This is a genomic window from Streptomyces tendae (assembly GCF_008632955.1).
In the GTDB taxonomy this organism is placed as follows: domain Bacteria; phylum Actinomycetota; class Actinomycetes; order Streptomycetales; family Streptomycetaceae; genus Streptomyces.
Window position 1 is genome coordinate 1 of the sequence record NZ_CP043960.1, and the last position, 24,558, is coordinate 24,558.

Here is a 24,558-nt window from a genome sequence, read left to right on the forward strand (position 1 = left end):
CCGCCAGATCGTACGGTTCCCGGTTGTAGTCGCCAGCGGCGATCCAGGGCTGTGACTGATCGTGATTGGGCCCGTGTGTTCCATTGCGTATCTGATTTTGTTCAGCAATTCGGGTGCGTCTTGGCCCTGATTGTCGCACGCGCGTGTATGGTGAAGTAACCGACGCCGCCGACGGTGATACCAAGTGCAGGCCGGGAATAACTTATACCGAGCACCGGATCATAGTCCGCCGGCTCGATGACGTGAAGGTCCTGCGGAGCGACCCGAGTTCTGCTGGCGATGGCGAGATTGACTCGACCGTCATTGGTTGTTCCGCTGTTCGTATGCAGCCAGTAAAATATATCCTGTCGTCCGAGATCCACTGCTCCTACTGGTGCTGGTGCTGGCACCAGTTCCGGTGCCCAGGAGTCGGTACTCACGGATCGGGGGTACGTGCCGTCCGGGTGTCGGAAGACGTTCTGAGGGTGGTCCTCTATGAATTCGAGGCGGGAACCTGTCGGTGGAGTGCCGGCTTCTTGAATGAGTACGATGCGGGCGCCTACAGGTGGCGTATCCTCATAGTAACGCAAATCATCATACTTATTGTGTTGCCCTCCGTTCGACAATGCGCCCTGCATTCAGTTGACGATCGCGTGCGCCCTTCCGGCGCGGGGGTCGAGTTCGCGCCGGTGTTGCTCAGGAACAAGACGGCGCTTGCCCAGGGCGAGGGGCACCACGCCGTGTCCCTGGTAATCCAGGGTCTCCCGGCCGGTCCAGTCCGGAATCGACTGCCCGTCATGGCTCAGTGGCTCAAATTTGTCCGGGCACCGGTTGTGGAGCCGAATTGGAAGGCGTACCGGACTGCGCGCCGTACGGCGTGTACGGCTCGAAAGGCCCACCGGGGTGGTCTGCTTGATGAGGGTGTTGTTGTAGAAGACGTTCTGCGGGCCGGAGGAACCGGACCACTTGACCGCCTTGGACCGGCCCCACCACAGGGGGTACCAAGTACCCTCGTCGATCTCGCCGCCTTCACCGCCGCAGTTCGTCTGGCAGTTGGCCGAGCGGTGTTCGTAAGGGACCTTGACCGTGTTCTGTTCGAACAGGTTGTTGTGTTCCCAGCCTCCGTGCAGGTTCAGGTCGGAGTCGAGGTTGTTGCGGAAGGCGACGTTGCCGCTGGCCGACACTGGAAGGTGAAGTGGCGCAGGTTGCGGCTGAGGTTGTGAGCCCACAGAGAGTTCCACACACGGCTGCCGCGCAGGTAGCCGTTGCCCCCCTTGCCCTTGTTCCAGGCCCCGTCGAAGCTGTTGCGTTCGATCTGGAGGTGGAGGGCGTTCTCCGTGACGATGGGGTGCGAGCCGGTCATGGTGGCCTTGAGCCCGCGCGCCCAGCTGTTGGCGGCCCACTTGTAGACGATGCCGTGCATCGCGTACTCGGGGGCCATGTTGCCGTAGTTGTGCACGGCCTGTTCGGGGGTCAGCTGATATGTGCCGCCGCCCAGCTTGGGCAGGCCGTTCATGTCCTGGGTGAAGGCGAAGTTCTCGAACCCGACGCCTTCGACGATCTGCAAGGGGGTTACTTTGCTGGCATAGGGCTTTTCACCCAGCGACTCCGAGCCGTCCGAGGTGGAGTCGACCGGCAGGTCCCATTCCAGCGGGCGGTCCAGTGTGATGGTCTTCGCGTCGGCGTTGACGCCGGTGACGCGGAACATCTGCTGGCGCATGTGGAGGTCGTCCATCACGCCTTTGTCGGCGACGCCCTGCTGCTCGTAGAACTTGACGCTGTTGGCCGCACCCACCCAGATGTAGCCGCCCGAGGTGAACTTCGACATGGTGGCCGTCGATACCAGCTGCACCACGGTGTCGCCCCGGCGGGCCGCGTATCCCGCGTCGTAAGGCTTGGCGGCCACCTTGATGCCGGAGGCCCAGTGCTGGTTGACGGAGCCTTCGAAGATGTCCTTGCGGTTGGGCGCGGCGGCCGCCCAGTCGTCCTTGTACCGGTCGGCGACGTCCCGGGTCTGTACCCGGAACATGCCGCGCCCCGGCCACATCCAGCCACCGGTGCCGACGTCGCTGCCGCTGCCGGCCGTCATGCTGTCCTGGTCCCAGCGCCCGTTGACCACCGTGTCGTAGCGGGTGTTGAGATCCGGCCGGAACACCAGTTTCGTGCCACCGTCGGCGGAGCCCTGCCCGCGCACGATCAGGAAACTGGCGTCGGCGTAGATCTGCCGGGACAGGTCGATGCGCCCGGAGGGCAAGGAGATGAGCGAGAGCCGGTCGAAACTGGCCGACGGCGAGCACTGGCTCTTGATGTCGTTGATCGCGTTCTGCAGTCCGGTGGTGTCGTCGGTCCCGTCATCCGCGGTCACCCCGTACTTGGAGGAGAGTCCTTCCGGAGTGATGCGACAGGAGGCGTCGTCGGTCACCTCACCGCCGCCGGGCAGCGGCGCGCCGCCCCGGTATCCCACGCGCGACCAGTCCGGGAGGCCGGGGGCCGAGGCAGTACGATTTGCGCTACTGAGATCCGGTCCCTCAGCGCCTGGCCCCTCCGTCGGCTCGTCCTCAGCCGCCGCGACGGGCGCCGCCAAGAGAGACGTCGGCGCCGCTGCTGCGGCCTCCGGCAATGACAGTGCGAGCAGCATGCCAGACAGAAGAATGGCTGCTGGTCGAAACCGTTTCACGTGACTTCTTTCTTGTCGTCGTGTCGCTCGGCTCCTGAGAGCGACACGAAAATGAGGACTGCCCCGGCTCCTTGGCGGATACCGGGGCATGTGCCGGCCCGGGGGCGGTTGCGCGGCCTCTTCAGGCGCGTGAGGCCGCACTCGCGAGTGCCTTCGCCCAGGAGCCCGGATTCAGAGGATCAGGTGGATCCCAGCAACGTCCTAGCAGTTGTAGAACCTGAGGGAAGAGACCCTGTCATTCAGGTATGCCTGAGGGGTTCCGTAGGAGTAGTCGTGCTTGAGGCCCCAGTTCCAGGACGGAGCGGAGTCGATGAGCGAGGGGTGCAGGTCCCCATTGGGATCGTCGTAGAACTCGATCCCGCACTGGGAGTTGTTCAACCAGGACGACGTCTGGTTATCGGCCGCTTGACCGTTCAGGAAGTGCTTGCCTATCAGGTAGACCATCTGCGAAGGGCTGCCAGTCGGAGGAGGGGTGAGGATGACCTTCGAGCCCGCTCCACCTCCATCCTGATAGAGACAAAGCGCCCATCCCGGGCAGTCAGCGTAAGGGGCGTTCGCCGCCGTAGCGGACGGCGCCGAGAGGAGCAGCGACGTCCCAGCGACCGCGGTGGCGGCCGCGGCAGTCAGAAGCCTAAGTGCTTTGTGATTCATGGGACTCTGCTTTCTGAGTGACTTCAGCATCGAGCAGGCAGGTCGACGACACACGATTTCGGCCGTTCAACTCAGCTCGCGCACAACACGTTCGCCCCTCGGCCCACCTGATTGGAGCCGAGGCTGCGACTGCTCACATTGACGGCTGGGTAACGGAGTTCATCACCCCGTCTCGAGTCCTCTTTGACTTCGAGCGCGAGTGACCAGCTGAACGCCAGGCAACGGTATGTCAGTTGTGGCCAGCTGAACTGAGTCAACCAGAATGTCCTTGATCAGTCAAATGATCGAGCCCGACGACCGGGAAGCACGTGCCACGGCCAATGGTGCGGCATCTGACTGCACTTGGGCGCCGTTCTCGCGGACAGCCGCTGCCGCACCCCGTACCAGGGCAGCTGCTTCGACCGGGACGTCTACCGCCATCGCGACGTCGTCGGACGCCGCTCCAACCGCCTCAAGCAGTGGCGCGGTCCGGCCACTCGCTACGGCAAGACCTGCGAGTACTCCCCTTGAGGACACCGCACGCCGCGGCGGCCGTTGCGACGACCGTAGTCCCGCAGCCAACTGTGTGAAGTCACCTGACACACCAACACTTTCGGTTATACACTTGCACAGTCAATTAAGTACTCGGCGTGCCGACGACCGCTCTGTCACGCCGTGTTTTCAGCAGGGAGAAACCGGGATGAAGCTGAAGAGGATCGCCAAGTCGGCCGTCATCGCCATGGCGATGGCAACCGTGGTCCTGGGCCTCAACGCGGGCACCGCTTCGGCAGCCACGTACGTATCTGTTTGGGGCGCGGAGGGCCGGTACGACAACAACCCCGGCAACGGAGCCGCCAGCTGGATCTGGGTCTACACCGGGGACAACTCCGAAGCACGCTTGACCTACATCCTCAACGACGGCAGCAGGCACGAGCTCACAGCCACCGGCACCTACAGTTCCGCCACTGCCAGCCTGAACCAGGACGTGCGAACCATCCAGGTTTGCACCAACTTCCCCACCCCGGTCTGCTCCGCCTGGAGCTAGTACTGGTCCGGGAGCCTTCGCCGGAAAACGTGCACTGCCTGACAGGTAGCGTGGGGCGCCGGTGTCCGCCGCGCGCTACCTGGCGGTAGCGGCGATCGATCTGATCGAGCGACCGGACCCGCTGGACGCCGCCCCCTCACAGCCCCAGCCACGTGCTGATCCGCCCGGCAGATGGTGGAGTCCACCGAGACCGTCCACTCCGCGTCGTCATACGCGTCGGAGGTGGCCAGGAGCTGCCAGGTGCGTGCCCAGGTGCCGTCGACGGCCCACTTGATGTGGCCATTGTGGGCCGTCTGGAAGGACCCGAGCTCATCCGGCAGGTCACGCCAGGGCGAACAGGTTCGGTACTTCACGCAATGGCCTCAGGGGTGCGGCGGTGGTCGGCCCGCCGCCGGCCGCGGACCGGATCGGCTGGCACCAGCGGCTCGATCCGGGGCCGCATCGCCTCGGTGGTCACTCGCCGAATCGGCACGTCCGATCAACTGACCAGCCCGCAAGAGAGACGCTTCAAGACCCGTGCACCTCAGCCCGCAGGCGGCGCCGCCCCCTCCGGCCGGCTGTCGGCAAGCCGGTTGAGCCACTCGATCAGCAAGGGTTGCTCCGCCGCGCTGAGTGCGGAGGCGCCGTCGCGATGGAGTGCGGCGCGCAACGCCATCGCCGCGGCGGCGGTGTCGTGCCGCCCGTCGCCGTCCCCGGCGTGTGGGGCGGCGGGCGTGGTGATGGCCGCGATCACGACGTCGCGTGCGGCATCCGCGGTCTCCAGGTCCCTGGTCTCCGGTGGAGCGCTGATCATCGTCAGAATCGTGCCCATACCGGCGGCGTGCATGACAGCCGTCGCGCGCTCGACACTCATGCGCAACCGCCCCGCAGCGGCGACTCTGGTCATCATCTTCTGCAGTTCGGCCACGGCTCGCCGGCCCGCCCGGGGCAGACGGCCAGGGCGGGCCTGACCGTAGACCAGCGTGTAGTACGCAGGTTGCACGAGCCCGAAGCGAATGTGCAGATCCCACGCCACCCGCAAGTCCTGCACGGGATCCCCGGTCGCGGAGAGCTGCCCCTTGAACTTCAGATACGTCTCGAAGCCGTACTCGCCGACGGCCTCGAGCAGACCGTCCTTGTCGCCGAAGAGCCGGAAGATCGTGGGAGGGGGCACATCAGCGCGGGCAGCGACGGCGCGTGTGGACAACGCGTCCAGACCCTCGCTTTCCAGCAGTCCGGCAGCGGCCAGCACGATCCGGGCCCGCAGCGGCTCGGAGGTCGGCCCGGTTCCGTCGTCAGCAACCATGACTCAACGGTATCAACTTTTAGATATCACTGATTCGAACCAGTGATATGCTCGATTGCGGACCAATGATCCAAGCAAGGAGACGACAAGGACATGGCCTCTCACGCAACGGGTTACGACGTGATCGTGGTCGGTGGCGGTACGGCCGGTTCCGTGCTCGCGGCACGACTGTCGGAGGACGAGGGTGTCCGGGTCCTGCTCCTGGAGGCGGGTGCCGCCGCGTCCGGCCTGCCGGACGCAGTAGCCACTCCCCCCGCTTGGCCCTCACTCGTCGCGTCGACCGCGAACTGGGGGGACAGGACGGTGGTCCAGGACGCATCCGGCGCGCCTGTGCCCCTGCCTCGCGGCCGCGGACTGGGCGGATCCTCGGCGATCAACGCCATGGTGTTCGCCCGTGGCCATCGCTCCAGCTACGACAGCTGGAGCGACCACGGCGCGAAGAACTGGACGTACGACGACCTGCTGCCCTACTTCCAGCGCAGCGAGACCGCGGTGAGCCGCGCTCCGGGCCGCGGGACCGAGGGGCCGTTGATCGTCGGGCCCGCCGTCGAACCCAACGACGTCCTGCTGGCCTGCCTGGCGGGCGCGGTGGAGGCCGGTCACCGCAGGGCCTTCGACATCAGCGGCGGCCTGGAGGAGGGGTTTGCCCCGGTCGACCTGAACATCGTGGACGGTCGTCGGCAAAGCGCTGCCGATGCCTATCTGCTTCCCGCCCTGGGGCGGCCGAACCTGCACGTCGTCACGGACGCCGTCGCCCACCGTCTGCGGTTCGACGGTGACCGGTGCACCGGCGTCGAGTACGAGGCCGACGGCCGGACCCACACCGCCAGGGCCTCCGGGGAAGTGGTGCTCGCCGCCGGGACCATCGGTTCGGCACACCTGCTGCTGCGGTCCGGCATCGGTCCCGAGAAGGATCTGCGGGCGGCGCAGGTGGAGGTCTTCCATCCGCTGCCCGGTGTCGGCAGGAACCTGCACGACCACCCGCGGGCCAACCTCGTCTACAGCGCGCAGCGGCAGGTGCCGACGCCGCGCAACAACCATGGCGAGATCCTCGGCCTGTTGCGCAGCCGGCCCGAGCTGGACGGGCCGGACGTGCAGATCATCTTCATCGACATCCCCCTGCCCAATCCGGTTGCCCCGGTGGCCAACGGCTTCACCATCGGTGTCTCCCCCATGCGGCCGGTCAGCCGCGGCAGCCTGCGCATCACCTCCGCCAACCCGTACGCGCCCCCCGTCCTCGACCCCAACTACTTCGGCGAGGAGGAGGACGTACGGGCGGTGCTGTCCGGCATCGCGACCGCTCGCAGGATCGCCTGGTCGTCGGCGCTCGCCGAATGGGGCATCGAGGAGGTCGGCCCCGGGCTCGACGCCGTGCACGACCAGTCGATCGGCGACTACGCCAAGAAGCACTTCGGTTCCTATTGCCATCCGGTCGGCACGTGCGCCATGGGTGAGGACGAGGTGTCCGTGGTCGACTCCGAGTTGCGCGTGCGCGGACTCGACGGACTGCGCGTGGCCGACGCCTCCGTCATCCCGTCGATCCCGTCCAACAACACCAACGCCACGGTCTACGCGATCGCCGAGCGAGCGGCCGACCTGCTCCGCCGTCGGTGAGGTGTCGCATCACCCGCTGGTGCGGGCCATGCGACGGCACGTCGCCCGGTGGTCTCCTGCTTGAACCGTGGCCACCGCCCGTTCCGCGGGGATTGGACTCCCGCCGCCGAGTGCTCATTGGCTGGGTCGGTGGCGGGACAGCGGCCTCCCCACACGCTTCCCCGCTGCGGGGAGGCCGCCCTCTCAGCCCCGCTCGGCGCCACCGGACCGGCGGCCGGGGGTGGGCGGCGTCATCCCGCCCCTCGACGGGACGCCTACGGCGCTCACTTCACCGGGCCCCGGGAGCACCACGTGTGTTTCCGGGGCCCGGCCACAACCTCCCTCAGGAGGCCCCCGGGGGCGTCTGCGTCGGCAGTCCTGACGGTGGGGGCACTGTGCTGAGAGCCTCACACTCCCGGACGCACCCAATCGTCACCCTTTCAATCGGTGATAGTCATTGCGCCACCTCGCGTCACCTGTCAGGATGGTGACGCGCCCAGTCGATCGGTACCACGAACTCCCGGGACGCCTCCCGCGGGCAAGCCGAGGCACGACGGCCGGAACGCATCACAAGGGCCGCCGCGCGCGGCGGACTAGGAGGAATGCCGTGAAGTCCAGCAACCCGATCTTCGCCCGGAGCAGATTCACCCGCTCCCCGGACGGTGCGTACACCGACGCCGACCGGCTGCAGCCGACCGGCGTCGGCTCCACCGTCGACCACACGGTCAACCCCTACGCGGCCGACGGACGCATACGCCTGGTCAAGGACGAGACGGCCGACCGGGCCACGATGACCGTGGACGACGTCGTCGTCCGCACCGCCTCCACCCTCGGCACGGTGGCGCTGACCGCCGTACTGTCCTGGCTCCTTCTGCCCGTCGACGAAGCCGGCATCGGCCGCTCCTACGGCATCGCCGTCGCCGCCGCCCTGGTCGCCTTCGTCCTCTCACTCGTCCAGGCGTTCAAGCGCAGCCCTTCGCCGGCGCTCATCCTCGGGTACGCCGCCTTCGAGGGCGTCTTCCTCGGCGTCATCTCGAGTGCGACGTCCACCTACATCGCACCGGGCGTGGTCGTCCAGGCCGTTCTGGGTACCTTCGCCGTTTCGGCCGGCGTGCTGATCGCCTACCGGATGCGCTGGATCCGTGTCACCCGACGGTTCTACGGGTTCGTTCTGGCCTCGGCAGCAGGCTTCCTGCTGCTGACGGTGGCGAACCTTCTCTTCTCAGCGTTCGGTGCCGGTGACGGGCTGGGCTTCAGCAGCGGTGGTCTCGGCGTGGTCTTCGGTGTCGTCGGCATCCTCCTCGGAGCGTGCTTCCTGGCCTTGGACCTCAAGCAGGTGGAGGACGCCATCGCCTACGGCGCCCCGCGCGACGAGTCGTGGCTCGCGGCCTTCGGTCTCACCATGACGCTGGTGTGGATCTACCTGGAGGCGCTGCGGGTGCTGTCGATCCTCCAGTCGGACAACTGAGGCACGTGCCTTGGCGACGGGAGCCCGCACGTGCGGGCTCCCACAGGTGCGTACGACCAGTTCTCCCGAGGCCGGCACTTCTCGGCGGCCACGCGTGCCAGGATGGCACTCCCCCGGCACTCGCCTGCCGGCCCCGACCGGGGAGCGCTACGAGGGCGGTGGGGCAACGCTGCCAGGAGCCCTCCCGGCTGTCGAAACGGCGACGTCGGCGAGCCGGCGAACACGCACTGCGACGACGGCCGGGCACGGGAACGGGCACGAACCGTGCGACCGAGGCGGACACCTCGCGTACTGCGAGCCCTTCGCCGCGGGGAAGCCGTGTTCGCAGGACGTACCGCACCGTTCTCATCACGGCCGAGTGACGGGCGGATCGCCTGCCGGAGACGAGCGTGTGACGGGTGAAGCAGGGCTCGCGAGTGATGACCGAGCCGCACAGACGGCTGACGGCGACCGGGGAGGCGGACGAGCCGCGGCCCGTGGCTCGCCCCGGCCGCGGTCTTCGAGGGGTACGAACGCGCGGGCCGCTCCGCTCGGCGGCCTGGCGTGGACATCCTCCACCTCGCCGTCCTTCGGCACCCTGCGGAATACGGTGGATCTGCTCCCGCAGACTGCGGACGACAGCCGCCTGGACGGCAACGTCGGTGATCACCCTCAGGGCGATGCCCGGCAAACCGGCACACGCCCTGTCGGCGGCAGCCCGGCACTACGGCCGCTGATCCGGTGGCTCCGGGCCGGCGGGGAACCGGCCCGGAGCCACCGGATCAGCTCATCGATTCCTGCTTGCGAGCCCGGTAGGCGGCGGCCTTGACCCTGTTGCCACAGGTCTTCATGGCACACCATTCCCGCCGGTGGCCGCGGGAACGATCGAGGTAGACCTGGGTGCACTCGGGGCGGGAGCACTCGCGCAGCAGCGCTCCGTCGTCACCGCCGAGGATTTCGATCGTCTGGCGGGCGAGTGCGGCGAGGCCCTGTGCGACCGAACCCGTACGCGTCACGCCGTCGGGTCCGAGCCGCAGTGTCACGGGCAGTCCGGAGGCGTGGAGGTTCACCTCCGTAACCGCTTCGGGAGGCAGCGGCTCCCCCGAGAGGCGGGCGGACACCAGGGAGTAGATCGATTCTCGCAACTCCACGGCGATGGCGAGGTCGGCCTCGCCGGCGCCCGGCGGCAGATCGAGCATTCCGGATTCCACGAACCAGTCGTCGAGCAGCTCGGGGGAAGCCAGCTTCTCCCCCGGCGCGGCGTTGCGTCGTGCGCGCAGCGTGCCGACGAAGTCGAGGGGCAACGTCCCGCAGGGAAAGGCATGATTCACGTAACCATTTTGACCAGTGACTGGCGAATACGCAACCCCACCTCGCGGCCCCACCAGGGCGGCCCACGGGAGGCTTCCGCTCGTCACCGGCCCGGTGTCCTCGGTGACGCATTCCGGCCGGCCGCGCTGTGGCCCACCTGGGGGCCCGGGGAGGTTCCCGGAGCAATCGCGACCTCGCCAACCGGCCCCGGGACTGTCACCCCAGGTCGGAGTGCGTGGGTCCGTACCCCGTTGTCACCACTGTGCCCGACCAGATCCATACGTCCGTGGTGTCGGGCCATGGGTGGCCACATGCCGGGCCGGCCTGGGCGGTGAGCGCCGCGTAGGAAGCCGCCGCCTGTGCGCAGCGCGCGAGGCCGTGTTCGTCGGAGAGTGCCATCGGAGTCGGTCACGCCCCTCGCTCCTGTCCTGGGTGCGGGTCCCGCGCCAGGGGAAGCGCGAGACCCGCGGTCAGGGCGACCCCGGAGTAACCCTTTCAACAGGTTACCCCTGCATGTTGCCTTGAATTCGGGCACCTGTCAAGGCGGTTACCTGGAATGTGGTCGCCGGGATGTGCGGTCCGGCAATGCGTGTCCGCCTACTTCCTCTCGCCCGGGTCGTCCGGCGGGACGCAGCGACGATGTGGCCCTCGCACTCGGCCGGAGCATTGTGTCGGCCGGCCGACGGTTCAGCGCACGACGCGTTCGCGGGCCGATCGCATTGGCAGAGTGGGCTCGGGCACATGTCCCGCAGGCGATCCGCGCGACCGTCATGGCGATCGAGGACCCGGAGCTGACGGACTCCTCATGTCCGGCCCGTGACGTCGTCGAACAGATGACGCATCTGAGGGAAACGGTGCACCGGGGGCCGGTGGCTGGCGGCGGGCCGCGTTGCGCGGACGAGGACCGGGAGTCGACACGCCCGCCGGGGCGACGGCCGACGCGGCACCCCCATCTGTTCGTGGGGCCGGCCGTCGTCGACCGGTGGGTCAGCGGGCGTCGTCCGACGCGTCGGCCCCGCTGCCGGTGTTCGCACGTGCTGTCGACTCCGTAAGGGTGTACATCACCGAGCGCTGCTGCTTGTGGCGCCGGACGCGCCCCTTGGCGACGAGCGCTTCGAGAGTGTTGCGCACGACCTGCGGCGTGGGGTTGCGGTCCGGGTGCTTCCGCAGCAACTCGTCGCGCAGTTCCTTCGCCAGGCGCGGCTCGTGATGGCCCTCGAGAAGACCCATCAGCAGGTCGCCGAGCAGGGGCTGCCGTGACTTCCCCTTCGCGGTACCCCCCGCCGGGCCCCTGCCGGTCCGCGCCGCGCGTCGGGCTGCCCTGCCACTGGACACGGAGCGAGGGCCCGGCTTCCGTGTGAGCACGGGGTCGTCCTGGGTTTGCTCGGGCAGGGGTGAGCGGTCCGACGAGGCCTCGTACCGTTCGGCCAGAGCCAGGATGTCCACCAGGAGCGCTTCCTCCTGCTCCAACATCCTTATTTTTTCGGCCAGTTCCTGTTGACGGCGCCGGTTCTCCTCCAGATCCGACGCGGCCTGTACTACGTACCGCGACCGGAGGGTGGCGGCTGATTGGCTGGTCACAACCGGTCACTCCCTCGTGATGGATGTCGCTGCGCATGTTACCCATGCCAACGCGCACGTGCAGTGACGACGAAGCCCTGCAACGGGGCCCGCGGAACACGTAGCCGCACATGTCGTCCTGCACGACGTGCCGGTTCTCCAGGGGGACATCTCCAAGAAGTGTTTCGTCCAACCGCACCGACGCGTCATATGCCGATCATGATCGGCGTCGTCATGATCGGTCACACCGGCAAGGCACACGGGGACGTTTCGTCGATCCGACCGGTGTGAGCGGCCCGTCAAGTCACCCGTGACCGAAATGACCACCGGACCCTCGTGCCGCAGGAGGCGCCGGGCTCTTCAGCGGCGGGAGACGGTCGGCCCGGTGTCGAGCTGGGCGTTGCCGCGATCATCGCCATGCCTGCCGCCGTCGCGGGCAGGCCCGGCTCCCGCCGTGCACGCGGACGCGCGTTCTTCGCGGAGAACCGCCGGGCCGACGCATGACCGAGGGGGCACCGGCCGTCCGGTCACGAGCGGGGTGCCGTCCCGGGCCGGCCCGCAACACCCCACCCGTGCAGGCAAACCACCCCCGCCACCAGACCTTGCGCATCGGGCGTCAGCCGGCGGTCCTGGCCGGCACGTCCCCCTGCCGGTCGACGACCCCGCGCCGCATGACGGCGTCGGTGCCGAACAGCACGTCGTCCCCGGCGCCCCCGGCCCCCCGGGTGAAGTACGCCTGCGAGCCGAAGTAGGCGAGAGTGTCCTTGTCGAAGATCAGCACGGACCGGGTGGCGGAGCCGGAGTCCCTGTGCGTGATGCCGATGCCGTGACGCCCGGCCGCGTCAACGGCGTCGGGAATCCGGGTGATGCCGGGGATGCGGGCGACGGCCTTGTACAGGGCAGAAGCGGTCTCGGGCGGCATGATCACGCTGCCCAGCAGGTCGCCGATCGTCCTGAAGACGGCCTCGTCCTCCGATTCGCCCTTCTCCACCGTGGTCTGCTCGTACAGCGCTTCCAGCAGACCGTCCGGGTCGGTGGGCAGTGAGGCCAGCCACGTGTAGGTCGGATACCACAGGCCGGGACTCACAGGTGTCGCGGACGTGATGGGAATCAGCTGACCAGGCATCACGGCGTCTTTCCCGCTCGACCGGAGCCAACCGGTCGTCGCCGCGCGTCCGGCCTCCTGAGCCGTCCAGATCTCTTCCTTGTGCGTTGCACCGAGCACCACACGACCGCCGAAGGCGCCCTTGTTCTCGCGTGCCAGGCGCTGGACGTACACGAACTGGTCCTCCTTCACCCGCGTCACGTCCGTCTTCATCGCCGCGGCGGCGATCCGGTCGAGAGTGACGGTCGCGGCGTTGGCCCGGGCCGGGGCCGAAGCGGTGTGCCCGGCCTCCGGTACGGAGCTGTGGTCGCCCGCGGAGTGCGCGACGGCCAGAGCACCGGCCAAGGCCAGTGACATGGCGGGCAACGCCAGAGCCAGGCGTGGCATCCTGCGGCGGGAAGGGGCGAACGACCCCGCGCCGGAAGCGCTGTTGTCGCGGTCGATCCGCTGCATCAGAAGGTCCTTGTGGTGAAGACGGCGACTCGGCGAGAGGTCCCAGTCGGCCGAAGCCACCAGCAGTTCCTCCGCCTCACTCAGGGCAGGTCCGGCGGGCAGGTTGTCGGCATTCATCGGGTCTCCTCCTGCAGATACAGGGCCGCGATCGCGGCCTCACCTTCCTTCTCTCCGCGACGCTCACACGGTTCCACCCTTCTTCCGGACGCCGGACCGGCGCTGTACCGGGCGAGTCGCGCCCGGGCACGGGAGAGCCGGGACCGCACGGTGCCCACCGGAATGCCCAGCGCCTCGGCGGCCTGCTGGTAGTCGAGCCCGGCACCCACGCACAGGGCGATCACCTCACGGTCCGGACGACTCAGCTGACGCAGGGCGTCGTGGACCGACGCCAGACGGCGAGCGTCGTCGATCCGGCCGGCCGTCTCGTCCGCGAAGTCCGCCACCGACCGGGGCTGCGGGGTGCGCGCGAGGAAGGCGAGCCGCCGGCGCAGACCGCGATTGGCGTTGTGTGCCTTGTGCGTCGCGATGCCGAGCAGCCACGGTGTGAGGGAACCGCCTTCCGGTTCCAGCGACTCCCGGGTACGCCAAGCACCGAGGAAGGTCTCGGACATCACTTCCTCGGCTTCCGACCAGTTGCCGGTCAGCCGCAGGGCATGGCTGTAGACGGCGCGGGCGTTCTGGTCGTACAGGTCCGCGAACGCCGCACGGTCCCCCGCCCGTACTCGCGCCCGCAACGACTCACTGGGTTCTGTAGGCCTCACATCCGGTTCTCTCCGCGGGCCCGGCCGCGTTCCCGTGTCGTGCGCCACACCGCCGGTCGTCCGTCACACTTCCGGCCGGCGGCGCCGTCCTGCGCGTCGGCATCGCGGGAGTCTCGCCGCACTCTCCTGCTCGCAGCCGGCCGAAGTGCCCGGTCGGCCGGAGCGGACGGCTTACCGGGCACGGGCCGCAAGGCGAAGCCAGAAGCGCGCCGCGGTCATCCTTGCGAGGCGAGGCGGGTGAGCGTCCGGGCGGCGGGTTCCTCCCGCGCCTCGCGGTGGCCGGTGCCCGCCCACAGATGGATCAGATCGGTGTCGCCCGCGGCGGTGGCGGCTCTGCGCAGCGGAGCGGTGAGGTGGTGCAGCGCGGGATAGCCGAGCGGTGCCAGGGGTTCGTAGGTGTCGGTGAAGTGGTTGCGCAGCCCGCGGGCGGGGCGGCCGGTGAAAGCCCGGGTCAGGGTGGTGTCCGTGAACGCGGGGTCGACCAGGGCGGCCTTGTGCGGTGCGGACGCACCGCTCTCATGCGTGCGGAGCAGGACGGTGCCCACCATCACGGCCTGGGCGCCGGCGCGCAGGGCGGCAGAAGTGTCGGCGGGGGTGGCGATGCCGCCGGCGGCGATCAGAGGCAGCGGGGTGGTGCGCCGGACATCGCTGAGCAGGTCGGGCAGCGGGATCGGGGTGAGGGGCCGCTCGGGGGTCAAGGTGGCGGAGTGCCCGCCGGCGTCCGGGCTCTGGACGATCAGCAGGTCAGCGCCGGTCTCGGCCGCGGAGAGGGCCTCGGCGGGGCTGGTGACGGTATGAGCGACGAGGGTGCCCGCGTCCTGAAGTGCCCGGACGGTGTCGGGGTGGGGCAGGCCGAAAGTGAACGAGACGAGCGGGACGGGCCGGCGCAGGAGGAGGTCGAGCTTGTCCGCCCAGGCGTCGTCGTCCTCGGTCACGGAGTCGGCGGCCAGGGTGAGGTGGTAGCGGTCGGCCTCCGCTTGGAGGGCACGGGCGTATGAGCGGTACGCCGGCGGAGCAACGGGGACGGGATTGGGGGCGAAGAGATTGACGCCGAATACAGCGGTGTCGGACCGGACTGCGGCGATCTGCTCGGCAAGGCCGGCCGCCGTCTTGTAACCGCCGGCGAGGAAGCCGAGTCCTCCGGCGCGGGCCGCGGCGGTGACGAGCGCGGGGGTGCCGGCGCCGCCCGCCATGGGGGCTGCCCAGACGGGCAGATCGGCCCTTAGGCCGGTCACGTCGCGAAGCATGGCGGACTCCTACGGGAGGACGGTCGAGGTCTCGGCGGTCCGAGTGGGCACAGCGGGAAGGGGCGACGACGAACACGGAGGGCGGCTGCCCAACACGGACGGAGCTCTACGCCGAGGAGGCGCCCTGAGGCCCGCCGGCCCTGTTCCCGCCACCCCGTGCGCGGGGCCCACGGTCGACGCTAGACCACCTGCACGACGGTGGGAAATGCCGGTTAAGCTGCATTCATGTGTCCCCGGCATAGCGCGAGGCAGCGATGACGGCCTCCGGTCACGCGAGTGCGTCCGGCATCGAGCTGCGGCACCTGCGGGCGTTCGCCGCCGTGGCGCGTCACCGCTCGTTCACCCGGGCCGCCGAGGATCTGCTGATCGGGCAGCCCGCACTCAGCCGTACCGTGGCCCAGCTGGAGGCGGGCCTCGGGATCCGCCTGCTCGACCGCTCCTCGAGGCGCGTCGAACTCACCGATACGGGTGCCGAGTTCCTCCTCCACGCCGAACGCACCCTTGCCGCGTTCGACGGGGCGGTGGCCGCGGCGCGGCGTGAGCGCGTCCTGCGGCTCGGGTTCAGCTGGCTGCTGCCGGACCCCTGGGCGCAGCGCGCCATCGGCACCTTCGAGCGCGACACCGACGCGCGGGTCGAACTCATGCGCTGTGACGACCCGCTCGACGCCCTCCACCGCCAAACCGTGGACGTAGCCCTTGCGCGCGGAGGCAGACCGGTCGGCACCGCCATGCGCACGCTCCACCTGTACGACGAGCAGCGCGTCGCCGTCCAGGCCCGCGCCACGGCCCCGGGCGACGGACGGGAAGATGCCCGCAACCGTCCCCCGCGAGCCACGGCCGGGGCTCTGGCCTGGGAGGACGCCGCCGAGTGGACCCTGGTCGTCAACACCGTCAGCGGCACGACCGGCCCCTGGTGCTGGCCGAACGGGGGCGGGCCGCGACGGTATGTGGAGACCGCAAACTTCGACGAGTGGCTCGAATCGGTGGCCGCGGGGCGCGGCATCGGCATCGTCCCCGAAGTCGCCGAACGCCGCATCCACCACCCGGCGTTGCGCTACCTGCCGGTGACCGGCGCGCCGCCCAGCCCGGTCCGTCTCGTCTACCGGCAGGACACGGCAGCGGTGCCGGCGCTCGTGCGCCGCTTCCTCGAAGCGGCCTTGGACGCGGCCTCGACCTGCGCCCATGCAGGTGAGGCATAAGCTCGACCGGAGCGGCATTTCCGCCCTGCGGCACATGCTGCCTACGGTCGACCGCGGAGGGAGTGGCGCGACCGGACCATCCGGGTGCGCCCCGGCAGCATCGGCCCCGCCCCTCCTCTCAGCTCACGCCAAGGAGCCCCGGCACCATGGGATCGTCCGCTTCCCCCCTTCTTCCTCGTCACGACGGGTCGGCCATGGTGGTGGGCGGCCCCACCACCGTCATCGACCTCGGTGGACTGCGCATCGTGTCCGACCCGACCTTCGACGCCCCGGGTTCGTACGGCTACCTGACCAAGACCGAGGGGCCCGCGGTCGCCGAGGACCGGCTCGCGGACGTGGACCTGGTCCTGGTCAGCCACGACAACCACGCGGACAACCTCGACGACCGCGGCCGCGCCTTCGCCCTCGCCGCCCCCCTGCTGCTCACCACGACCGGCGGCGCCGAGCGTCTCGGCCACCCTGCGAAGGGCCTGGCCACCTGGCACACCCACACGCTCCAGCGCCCGGACGGCGGCGAGCTGACCGTTACCGCCGTGCCCGCCGTGCACGGCCCGGAAGACGGTGAGCGGGACGTGGACGGCAACGTCAACTGCCAGGTCATCGGCTTCGTGCTGAGCGGGGACGACGTACCTACCGTCTACATCAGCGGCGACAACGCCTCGCTGGGCACCGTCGCCGAGATCGCCCGGCGCATCGCCGGCATCGACGTGGCCGTTCTGCACGCCGGTGCCGCCCGCGTCCGGGGCAAGTTCCGCGAACGGCCCGTCAGCCTGGACAGCGTCCGGGCCGCCGCTGCCGCCGCCGTTCTCGGCGCTCCTGTCACCATCGCCGCCCACTACACGGGCTGGGCCCACTTCACCGAAGGCCGCGAATCCATCGAGCGGGCCTTCGACGACGCCGGCCTCGCATTCACCCTGGCGATCGCCGACCTCGGCACTTGGCTCCCCCTCAGGCCCTGAACCCACGCACCAAGGACCCCGTCATGCCTCTCGTACGCATCGATCTCGTCCGCGGCCGCAGCACCGAGGCCGTCAAGGCCATCGCCGAGGCCGTCCAGCGGTCCCTCGTCGATGTCCTGAAAGTGCCCGAGCGCGACCGCTTCCAGATCGTCACCCAGCACGAGCCGGACGAGATCGTCGCCCTCGATGCGGGACTCGGGTTCCAGCGCACCTCCGGCACGGTGATCGTCCACATCTTCACCCAGCGCGGTCGCGGCACCGAGGACAAACAGCGGCTGTACCAGGCGCTCGCCTCCCGGCTCGCCGAAGCCGGCGTCGACGGGACGGATCTGTTCATCAGCTACTTCGAGAACGGCCCGGACGACTGGTCGTTCGCCGACGGCCGCGCCCAGTACGTCCAGGGCGACCTTCCCGTGCCCGGAAGCTGACTGCTCCCGCTCCGTGGCGCGCCTTCCGGCCCGCGCGCCTATGCTGCTGCTGGAGGCGAGTTTCTGTGTCCACCAGCCGTCCGCGCAGTGCACGGCCGAGCAGGCCCGCGGGGATCCTGGACGAGGATCTCGGGACAGCCCTGCACGGCGCCGCTCGCGAGGCCCTCGGCCGCCTGGACGGCGTCGTGGCCGCGGGTGTCCACCTGCTCGACGATGAGGGCACAGGGCTCGAACTGGCGCTGGTGGGGGGCGCCCCGCCGTCCTTGTTCATGCTGCCGGGCAGGATCCGCCTCGACTCGGCCGACCCCTGCGCCCGGGTCATCTCCGTCGACGACGCATCGGCCCCTCCCCGGACGGCCCCCGCCGGTAGCGGGCAGGAGTTCGCGCTCCCCCACCCCTATGTCGCTCTTTCCGTGCCCGTCGCCGCCGCCGGATCGCGCTTCGGCACCCTGACCGTGCTCCGGCCGGAGACCTCCGACGGTCACGACCGGTCGGAACGGCAGGTCCTGCACCGTACGGCGGACCGACTCGCCGCCACTCTCGCCGGACTCGCGGAGCGGGGCACGGCCGTCCTGGCCGGCCCCGTACCCGCACTCGTACCGATGTGGCCGGACTCCGCTGCGGACCGGCCGGCCTCCGGCTGGGGGGTCTCCGGCGCGCCCGGCTCCGCGGGCACCAGCATGATGTATCCGGTGCGGCGCCTGACCGAGATGCTCAATCGGGCGACGACGGTGGACGACATCGTCGAGGCCGCCCAGGAGTGCATCATGACTCCCTTCGACGCCCGGGCGCTCGTCATGGTGAGGGCGGACCAGGACCACGTGTGGGTGCTGGGGCACAGTGGCGTCTCGTCCGGCATGGTCCGCCATCTCCACGGCGCCAGAACCGATGCCGCGTCACCGGTGACCGACGCGCTGCGCGGGATTCCACAGTTCCTTGCCGCAGCCGGTCCCCAGGCAGCCGACTCCGGCCGTGCCGACGGCAAGCCCCGTACCGAGGTCTATCTGCCGCTGCCGGGAAGTTCACCGTTCGGCGATCTCCAAGCCGGTGAACAGCAGGGCGTCATCGGCGTGAGCTGTCTGTCGTTCGGGGGTCTTCGCACGTTCTCGACCGAGGAGAAGGCCGTGCTCGGCATGATGGCGCAATCGCTGGGGGCGGCCACCGAGCGGGTGGAGCTCGGTTCACGGCAGCGCGAGGTCGCCGAGTGCCTGCAGCGCACGCTTCTGCCCGCCACGCTTCCGGATCTGCCGCGGGTGACCACCGCGGCGCGCTACTGGCCCGCCACCACGACGTTCAGGGTGGGTGGGGACTGGTACGACGTCTTCCCCCTCCCCGGCGACCGCCTGGCGCTCGTCGTCGGAGACGTCGAGGGCCATTCCATGGAGAGCGCCGCACTGATGGGGCGGGTGCGCACCGCCGTGGCGGCCTATGCCAGTGAGGACCATCCGCCCGCCACGGTGATCGACCGTGTCGGGCGGCTTCTGGTTACGTCGGGCTCGGATCTGACTGTGACCTGCTGCCTCGTCGTCCTGGACACCGGCGACGGCACCGTCGAGGTGGCCTTGGCGGGCCACCCGGATCCGCTGGTCCGGGACGCCGACGGGACGGTACGCGCCCTTCGGGCTCCGGCCAACGTGCCGCTCGGTGTCCCCATGACCGACGCCTGCCAGGGCCGGGAGCACAGGCTGGACGCCGGCAGCACTCTGATGCTCTACACCAATGGTCTCGTGGACTGGCGAACGACCACGCCGGAAGGACGGGCGCGAGAACTGTTCGGTTCGGGCAGCGTCGCGACGAGTTCCGACCTGGAGCAGTGGGCCGACCACGTCTCCGCCGACGTCTCTGGGCCCCTTCAACGGCGTGACGACGCCGTCTTGCTCATGGCCCGGTACGAGGGGGTCGGCAACGCCGGGGCGCACACCGCACCGCGGACCGGGGGCATGCTCATCCAGCGTGGCGATCTGCTGGGTGCGAGGACGGCCCGTGCCTTCGTGGACGACCGCCTGCACACCTGGGGGCTGCCGGAACTGTCGGACTCGCTCCAGCTCATCGCCTCGGAAGTGGTCACCAATGCTCTGATCCACGCGGGCAGTGACGTCGACGTCCGGCTTCGGGCCTTCGACGACCACGTCCGGCTGGAGGTACGCGATTCCCGGAGCAATCCGCCGGTGCCGTCACCTCTGGCACTGTCCGAGGAGGACAACGCGGACGCCGAGCACGGACGTGGTCTGCTGATCGTCGACGCGCTGGGCGGGGCGTGGAACAGCTTCCCGAACGGCCGCGGCAAGAACGTCGTCGTCGACATGCCCTTGCACGACCTGACCTGAGCCGCACCTTGCCCCGATCAGCGGTCCCCGTCCGTGCCGGCCGGGCCCGCCCCCGGGTCGGTGATCACGCTGCGGCCACATCCTTTGCGGGTGCCTGCGCTCCCAGAAGGGCAAGGCAGTTGAGCCACAGGACGTCGAGCTGGGCGGTGTTGTTGTAGAGCTTGGCGAACAGCACCTGGCCCTCCAGCTGAGCGACGACGGCGCGTGCGGCGTCACGGGTGTCGGCGACCCTCGCATCACCGCGCTCCACGGCGGTTTCGATCACCTCTTGGACCATGTCCACCTGGGCTTCGAAGATCTCCTGCAGACGCCCGCGGATGACCTCCGTCTGGTTGCTCAGTTCCAGCGTGAGGTTGCCGAACATGCACCCGGACACGGTGCCGCACGTCTCCTGGCCGGTGCGCTGGGCGGTCGCGGTCTCCTCGAACAGCTGCCGGAGGCGGAGCAGGGGTTCCTCGTCGCCGTGCAGGACGCGATTCCAGTTCTCACGCTGGGTGGCCCACTGCTCATCGATCACGGCCAGGGCCAGGGCTTCCTTGGACTCGAAGAAGTAGTAGAAGCTGCCCTTCGGCACGCCGGCCGTCTTGCAGATCTCGGCCACACCGAGCGCCGAATAGCCCCGCAGTTCGATGAGGGACCGCGCAGCCTCGAGGATCTTGTCTTTTGCATCACTCGTACGCCCCATGCGACCAGTATACGACCATTCGACTAGCAGGGGAAGCGGCCGGTTCTCCGAACGGGCACAGCCCAGGCCGGGACCGGACACTTCGAGTGGTGAGCGACAGTCCGGCGCGACATCCCCAGCGGGGCAGCTACGCCTCCCACCTCTCGTTCACCGGCCCCGGACGGCACCTCGGAGTCCGTCACATCCCCTGTGACGGTGCGTACCGCGCGGCGAGGTGAACGTCGTCGAGCGGCGACTCGTTTCCCTCGTCGTCGATGAAGGCGACCCGGAGGGGACGTCCGGTCGATCGGCTCGCCCGGTGCACCAGAGGGCCTTCGGGATGGGGCCGGTGCAGGTCGCCCCACTGCTGAAGAGCGCCGATGACGACGATGAGGTCCCGGCCGGCCGGGGTCAGGCGATAGGCCATGCGCGTGCGGGCTCCGCCCTCGCGGTAGGGGTGTTTCTCCAGCACGCCCGCGTCCACCAGCACAGCGAGCCGCTGGGTCAGTACGTCGCTGGCCACATGGAGACGCTCACGAAAATCCGAGAAGCGCGTGACGCCCTGTACCGCCTCCCGGAGGATCAGCAGACTCCACCGATCTCCGACGACCTCCAGGGCCCGGCCGATCGAGCAGCGTTGTCCGCTCTCCACGGTCGACGCTATGCGTTTCGTCATGCCTCGAGGATACCGCTGGGTTGGAAATCCAGACCATGCCGGACCGACCACGCACCGGCAGGGCGGCAGCAGACCACCTGGGACGGCTCGGCGCACGGCCTCACCCGCGCCTCGGGGCGTCCTACGCGGTCGTCACCACCAGTGCGCGCTCGCTCCATGCCCGAAGAGCTGTTGTCGCGTGCGATCCGGCACCAAGGGCCCTCGGGGCAGAAACCGTCTCCGAGGCGGTCACACGAGGGACGAGCCGCCGCGCAATTGCGGGTACAGCGCCTCAGGTCCCTGGGACAACGCGGCCTGCACGCGCCGGCTGACGTCATCGCCGAGAACCTCGGGCCACCCCGCCTCGACTCCCTCCAGCGTCGCGCGGGCCACCGCGGCAGGGTCCGCCTTCGGCCCCGTGACGGCCGCGGCCATGTCTGTCGCGAGGTAGCTCACGTGCAGGGCGGTGACCTGTGTCCCCTGTTCTGCCAGGGCCACCCGCAAGGCGTTGGTCATCGACCACTCCGCGGACTTGGCCGCGGCGTACCCGGCACTGGCCGTGATGGACACCCAGGAAAGCACCGAGAGGACGTTGACGATCGCCCCGCCGCCGTTGCGGCCGAGAATCGGGGCGAAAGCCCTGCTCATCGCGAGGGTTCCGAGCACATGTGTCTCGAACTCCGTACGGAACGAGTCCAGTTCCGTGGTGAGGATGTGCGCCCGGGTCGTGGATCCGGCGTTGTTGACGAGGAGGGTCACGTCCGGCGTCTGTTCGGCCGCGGCCAGGACCGAGGCATGGTCGGTGATGTCCACGGCCACAGGCACCGTCTCGGGCACCGTCACCTTCGCCGGAGCGCGGGCTCCGGCGTAGACCTTGGCCGCACCCGCTTCGAGGAGCGCTCGCACGAATTGCTCACCGAGCCCGCGGTTGGCACCGGTCACGAACGCGACTGATCCATCCACCTTCATGCGTGGACCCTTCCGGACGGGGTGCGAGGGCTGACGACCTGGGTCGCGATGCGATGGTCCACAGCGGTCTCACCCAAGCTATAGCGCCGTGGATTCCGCCACCACCCGACGCCGGCCCGCCGTCCGCACGGGCGACGTCGGCGGCGGTCCCGCCCCAGTGACGGCCTTCTCGCATCCGAGGAGTGCACGAGCACGGCCCCGCTCGGCATGCCTCGCGCCTCGTCGTCCGACCGGAACGACAGCTCGTGCCCGTGACCCGCGCGAAAGGCCCCCGTCCTCGGTGTCGAGTCAGTCGGCGCCGTCACCCACTGGGCGCGGCTGCCTCGCCCCTCGGCCGCGAACGCGGTCCACCGGCCGGAGCGCCGACCCCGGTACGAGACGGACATGAGCAATGTGGAGTTCACTGCGGCACCGGACGTCGTGCCGGTCCCTCGGGTAGCGGTCGGAGATGTAGGACGAAATCTGCTGTTCGGTCCCGGCCTCTGCCGACCAGGCGTGACATCCCGTGAGTTGATCACGCTGTCCAAGTGTCCGCTTGATCATCGGCGTTGCGCGGCGAGTCGAGCACACGTCGTGGTCTGCGGGCACGGGCTGCCTGCGTCCGGCCTGTCCGGGAGCAGGTCCCGCTCTTTTGTGGTCATGGTCCGGAATGCGGCCTTCCTCACTCATACAGGAAGGAGTCCCCCCGAGAACTCGTTTTGCCAGGTTTTGCACCCGCCCATGTCCCGGCCGCTCGTCGGCTGCCTCCGGTTCACGGAAGAGAAGCACGTTCACTTGATACCTACGAAAGTCCGGTCCACCACACCCCGGCACGCCCGCACCGTCGCCCACGGCCGGGTCCGGGGTGTCTACCTGCCTCGTCTCGCGGATGCGGTCGCATCCTCCATGGCCACGTACGGAATCCCCCTACTGGTCCTGGGTGCGACGAATTCGTCCTCGTGGACCGGGATCTCCTTCATGCTGGCTTGGGCACCCCGGCTCTGCACGTTCGCTCTGGCGGGCACGGCTGTCGACCGCTACGGGCCCGCACGGGTCTTCCGGCTGGCCGCCGCGACCCGGGCCGCGCTCACCGGGTGTGCCGCCGCCGCCCTGGCCATGACCACCGGCGGCACGGCCCTGGGTTTCGTGATGTTCCTGGCGGTGTGCACGGGGTGCCTGACACAGTTCAGCTTCATCGCGGCCGAGAGTGTCGGCGTCATCACCAGCAAGGGCGCGGGCGACGCGGCACACCGCGTCCAGTCGGTCCTTCTCGGCATCGACCAGGCGGCCGCCCTGGCCGGCCCCGCGACGGGCGGCCTCCTCCTGCAATGGCACGGTCCCAGCGGCATGCTCGTCGTCCTCGGCGGTCTGTCCCTGCTGTCGGCCGCTGCCGCCCCGCGGTCACAACAGGCACCTTTACGGGCGCACAAGGGGAGCGCACCCGCGGCGAGTGGATGGCGCACGGGCTGGTCCACCCTGCGCTCCCTGCCGTCCCTCGCCTGGCTGGTAGCCGGCCTGGCACTGTCCAATCTGGCCCTCGGCCTCCTGGAGACGGCGACGCCGGTGCTGGTGGTGAAGCAACTCGGCCGTTCCAGTGCCTCGGTCGGCCTGGTGTGGTCCTGCGCGGCCGCCGCTTCGCTGTGCGCGGTCGCCCTGTGCCGCCCGGTGATCGACCGATGGGGGCTGACGACGGTGGGCCGCTGGGCCGCGCTCGTGACGGGCGTGCCCTGCTTCCTCATCCCGCTCGCCGACTCCTACGTGGCCTACCTCGCACTGATCGCCGTCTTCATGGCCGGCGACAGCGTGCTGAGCGTCGTGCTGCGCACCATCCGCTCCCTGCTCATCCCCGCCGAGGTGTTCGGCAGCACCCTGTCCGTCACCGTGCTGCTCCTGCTCCTGCCCTATCCGCTCGCCGGCATCCTCCTCGCCGTCACCGACCCGGCCGACCTCCCCGCACTGATCACCATCTGCGCGATCCTGCAAAGCCTCGGTCTGGCCTGTGCGTTGACCTACGGCACCCGCTCCCGGTCCCGCCGCGGCAAGCACCGCAGATGAGACCCTGCCGAGTCGCCCGCGCCGCGCACGCGCGCACCGACCCCCGGCCGGGAACCGGGCGTTCGGGCGACCGTCCCAGCGGTTGCCGCGGGCGCGCGGGCCACCTGGACGACGCGGTGCCGTGCGTCGCGGCGGCGCCCTGGCCGATTCGCCCGCGCGCCGGCAGCGGGTTGGGGAGCGCAGGCGCAAGCCGGCTCGTGCAGCTTCCGAGCGGCCCGGGGTGCTGGCGC

General features: G+C 69.5%; 22 protein-coding genes and 1 pseudogene. 9 read left to right on the forward strand and 14 right to left on the reverse strand.

The window, feature by feature from the left end:
* Window positions 1–101: 101 nt before the first annotated feature.
* The 4 genes from F3L20_RS31670 to F3L20_RS31685 all read right to left on the reverse strand — a co-directional run bounded on the left by F3L20_RS31670 (window position 102) and on the right by F3L20_RS31685 (window position 3,307).
* Complete coding sequence (locus F3L20_RS31670; RefSeq protein WP_150157568.1) at window positions 102–419, reverse strand: hypothetical protein; 318 nt, start codon at window positions 417–419, stop codon at window positions 102–104.
* Between the two features lie 198 nt (window positions 420–617).
* The gene (locus F3L20_RS31675; protein ID WP_150157569.1) at window positions 618–1,163 is read right to left on the reverse strand and encodes a hypothetical protein; all 546 of its coding nucleotides are present in this window, start codon (window positions 1,161–1,163) and stop codon (window positions 618–620) included.
* Window positions 1,112–2,617, reverse strand: coding sequence for a hypothetical protein (locus F3L20_RS31680; RefSeq protein WP_150157570.1), 1,506 nt, complete (start codon window positions 2,615–2,617; stop codon window positions 1,112–1,114). Before F3L20_RS31680 ends, F3L20_RS31675 begins: the two co-directional genes overlap by 52 nt.
* A 240-nt stretch (window positions 2,618–2,857) precedes the next feature.
* A complete protein-coding gene (locus F3L20_RS31685) occupies window positions 2,858–3,307 on the reverse strand; it encodes a peptidase inhibitor family I36 protein (protein WP_167534730.1) in 450 nt (149 codons plus the stop codon).
* A 342-nt stretch (window positions 3,308–3,649) separates the two neighbouring features.
* Between F3L20_RS31685 and F3L20_RS34195 the strand changes: the two genes are divergently transcribed.
* Together F3L20_RS34195 and F3L20_RS31690 are read left to right on the forward strand one after the other, a co-directional pair.
* On the forward strand, window positions 3,650–3,817 hold the full coding sequence (locus F3L20_RS34195; RefSeq protein WP_167534731.1) for a hypothetical protein: 168 nt from the start codon (window positions 3,650–3,652) through the stop codon (window positions 3,815–3,817).
* A 169-nt stretch (window positions 3,818–3,986) separates the two neighbouring features.
* Window positions 3,987–4,331 (forward strand): hypothetical protein, encoded by a 345-nt coding sequence (locus F3L20_RS31690; RefSeq protein ID WP_150157571.1) that lies wholly within the window; start codon window positions 3,987–3,989, stop codon window positions 4,329–4,331.
* A gap of 140 nt (window positions 4,332–4,471) precedes the next feature.
* Here F3L20_RS31690 and F3L20_RS35005 read toward each other — a convergent pair.
* Both F3L20_RS35005 and F3L20_RS31700 read right to left on the reverse strand, forming a co-directional pair.
* Window positions 4,472–4,773, reverse strand: a pseudogene (locus F3L20_RS35005) (transposase); the annotation flags it as partial.
* An 81-nt stretch (window positions 4,774–4,854) separates the two neighbouring features.
* A complete protein-coding gene (locus F3L20_RS31700; protein ID WP_150157573.1) occupies window positions 4,855–5,616 on the reverse strand; it encodes a TetR/AcrR family transcriptional regulator in 762 nt (253 codons plus the stop codon).
* 93 nt (window positions 5,617–5,709) lie between these two features.
* On the opposite strand from F3L20_RS31700, the gene F3L20_RS31705 reads away from it, so the two are divergent.
* Both F3L20_RS31705 and F3L20_RS31710 read left to right on the forward strand, forming a co-directional pair.
* Window positions 5,710–7,230 carry a GMC family oxidoreductase gene (locus tag F3L20_RS31705; RefSeq protein WP_150157574.1) on the forward strand — a complete coding sequence of 507 codons (1,521 nt, stop codon included), beginning with the start codon at window positions 5,710–5,712 and terminating at the stop codon, window positions 7,228–7,230.
* Between the two features lie 586 nt (window positions 7,231–7,816).
* Window positions 7,817–8,677 (forward strand): Bax inhibitor-1/YccA family protein, encoded by an 861-nt coding sequence (locus F3L20_RS31710; protein ID WP_150157575.1) that lies wholly within the window; start codon window positions 7,817–7,819, stop codon window positions 8,675–8,677.
* Window positions 8,678–9,438: 761 nt separating this feature from the next.
* Here the strand turns inward: F3L20_RS31710 and F3L20_RS31715 are convergent.
* The 5 genes from F3L20_RS31715 to F3L20_RS31735 form a co-directional block, all read right to left on the reverse strand.
* The gene (locus F3L20_RS31715; RefSeq protein WP_145828928.1) at window positions 9,439–9,987 is read right to left on the reverse strand and encodes a CGNR zinc finger domain-containing protein; all 549 of its coding nucleotides are present in this window, start codon (window positions 9,985–9,987) and stop codon (window positions 9,439–9,441) included.
* A gap of 967 nt (window positions 9,988–10,954) precedes the next feature.
* Complete coding sequence (locus F3L20_RS31720) at window positions 10,955–11,548, reverse strand: hypothetical protein (RefSeq protein ID WP_150157576.1); 594 nt, start codon at window positions 11,546–11,548, stop codon at window positions 10,955–10,957.
* A gap of 595 nt (window positions 11,549–12,143) precedes the next feature.
* Entirely contained in the window at window positions 12,144–13,202 is a 1,059-nt protein-coding gene (locus tag F3L20_RS31725) for a CU044_5270 family protein (protein WP_240811008.1), read from the reverse strand.
* Complete coding sequence (locus tag F3L20_RS31730; protein ID WP_150157577.1) at window positions 13,199–13,819, reverse strand: RNA polymerase sigma factor; 621 nt, start codon at window positions 13,817–13,819, stop codon at window positions 13,199–13,201. The genes F3L20_RS31725 and F3L20_RS31730 overlap by 4 nt, the downstream gene beginning before the upstream one ends.
* A 242-nt stretch (window positions 13,820–14,061) precedes the next feature.
* On the reverse strand, window positions 14,062–15,093 hold the full coding sequence (locus tag F3L20_RS31735) for an NAD(P)H-dependent flavin oxidoreductase (RefSeq protein ID WP_150157578.1): 1,032 nt from the start codon (window positions 15,091–15,093) through the stop codon (window positions 14,062–14,064).
* Window positions 15,094–15,347: 254 nt separating this feature from the next.
* Between F3L20_RS31735 and F3L20_RS31740 the strand changes: the two genes are divergently transcribed.
* From F3L20_RS31740 to F3L20_RS31755, 4 genes are all read left to right on the forward strand, one after another.
* Window positions 15,348–16,292 (forward strand): LysR family transcriptional regulator, encoded by a 945-nt coding sequence (locus tag F3L20_RS31740; protein ID WP_150157579.1) that lies wholly within the window; start codon window positions 15,348–15,350, stop codon window positions 16,290–16,292.
* Window positions 16,293–16,438: 146 nt separating this feature from the next.
* The gene (locus tag F3L20_RS31745; protein WP_240811009.1) at window positions 16,439–17,251 is read left to right on the forward strand and encodes an MBL fold metallo-hydrolase; all 813 of its coding nucleotides are present in this window, start codon (window positions 16,439–16,441) and stop codon (window positions 17,249–17,251) included.
* A 23-nt stretch (window positions 17,252–17,274) separates the two neighbouring features.
* Window positions 17,275–17,679, forward strand: a complete 405-nt coding sequence (locus F3L20_RS31750; RefSeq protein ID WP_150157580.1) for a tautomerase family protein — start codon at window positions 17,275–17,277, stop codon at window positions 17,677–17,679.
* 65 nt (window positions 17,680–17,744) lie between these two features.
* Entirely contained in the window at window positions 17,745–20,006 is a 2,262-nt protein-coding gene (locus F3L20_RS31755) for a SpoIIE family protein phosphatase (RefSeq protein WP_150157581.1), read from the forward strand.
* Window positions 20,007–20,070: 64 nt separating this feature from the next.
* Here the strand turns inward: F3L20_RS31755 and F3L20_RS31760 are convergent, their stop codons facing one another.
* The 3 genes from F3L20_RS31760 to F3L20_RS31770 all read right to left on the reverse strand — a co-directional run bounded on the left by F3L20_RS31760 (window position 20,071) and on the right by F3L20_RS31770 (window position 22,294).
* Window positions 20,071–20,691 (reverse strand): TetR/AcrR family transcriptional regulator, encoded by a 621-nt coding sequence (locus F3L20_RS31760; protein ID WP_150157582.1) that lies wholly within the window; start codon window positions 20,689–20,691, stop codon window positions 20,071–20,073.
* A gap of 178 nt (window positions 20,692–20,869) precedes the next feature.
* Entirely contained in the window at window positions 20,870–21,346 is a 477-nt protein-coding gene (locus tag F3L20_RS31765) for a winged helix-turn-helix transcriptional regulator (protein WP_150157583.1), read from the reverse strand.
* Between the two features lie 228 nt (window positions 21,347–21,574).
* Entirely contained in the window at window positions 21,575–22,294 is a 720-nt protein-coding gene (locus tag F3L20_RS31770; protein ID WP_150157584.1) for an SDR family oxidoreductase, read from the reverse strand.
* A gap of 885 nt (window positions 22,295–23,179) precedes the next feature.
* On the opposite strand from F3L20_RS31770, the gene F3L20_RS31775 reads away from it, so the two are divergent.
* Window positions 23,180–24,328, forward strand: coding sequence for an MFS transporter (locus tag F3L20_RS31775; protein ID WP_240811010.1), 1,149 nt, complete (start codon window positions 23,180–23,182; stop codon window positions 24,326–24,328).
* Window positions 24,329–24,558: the final 230 nt, after the last annotated feature.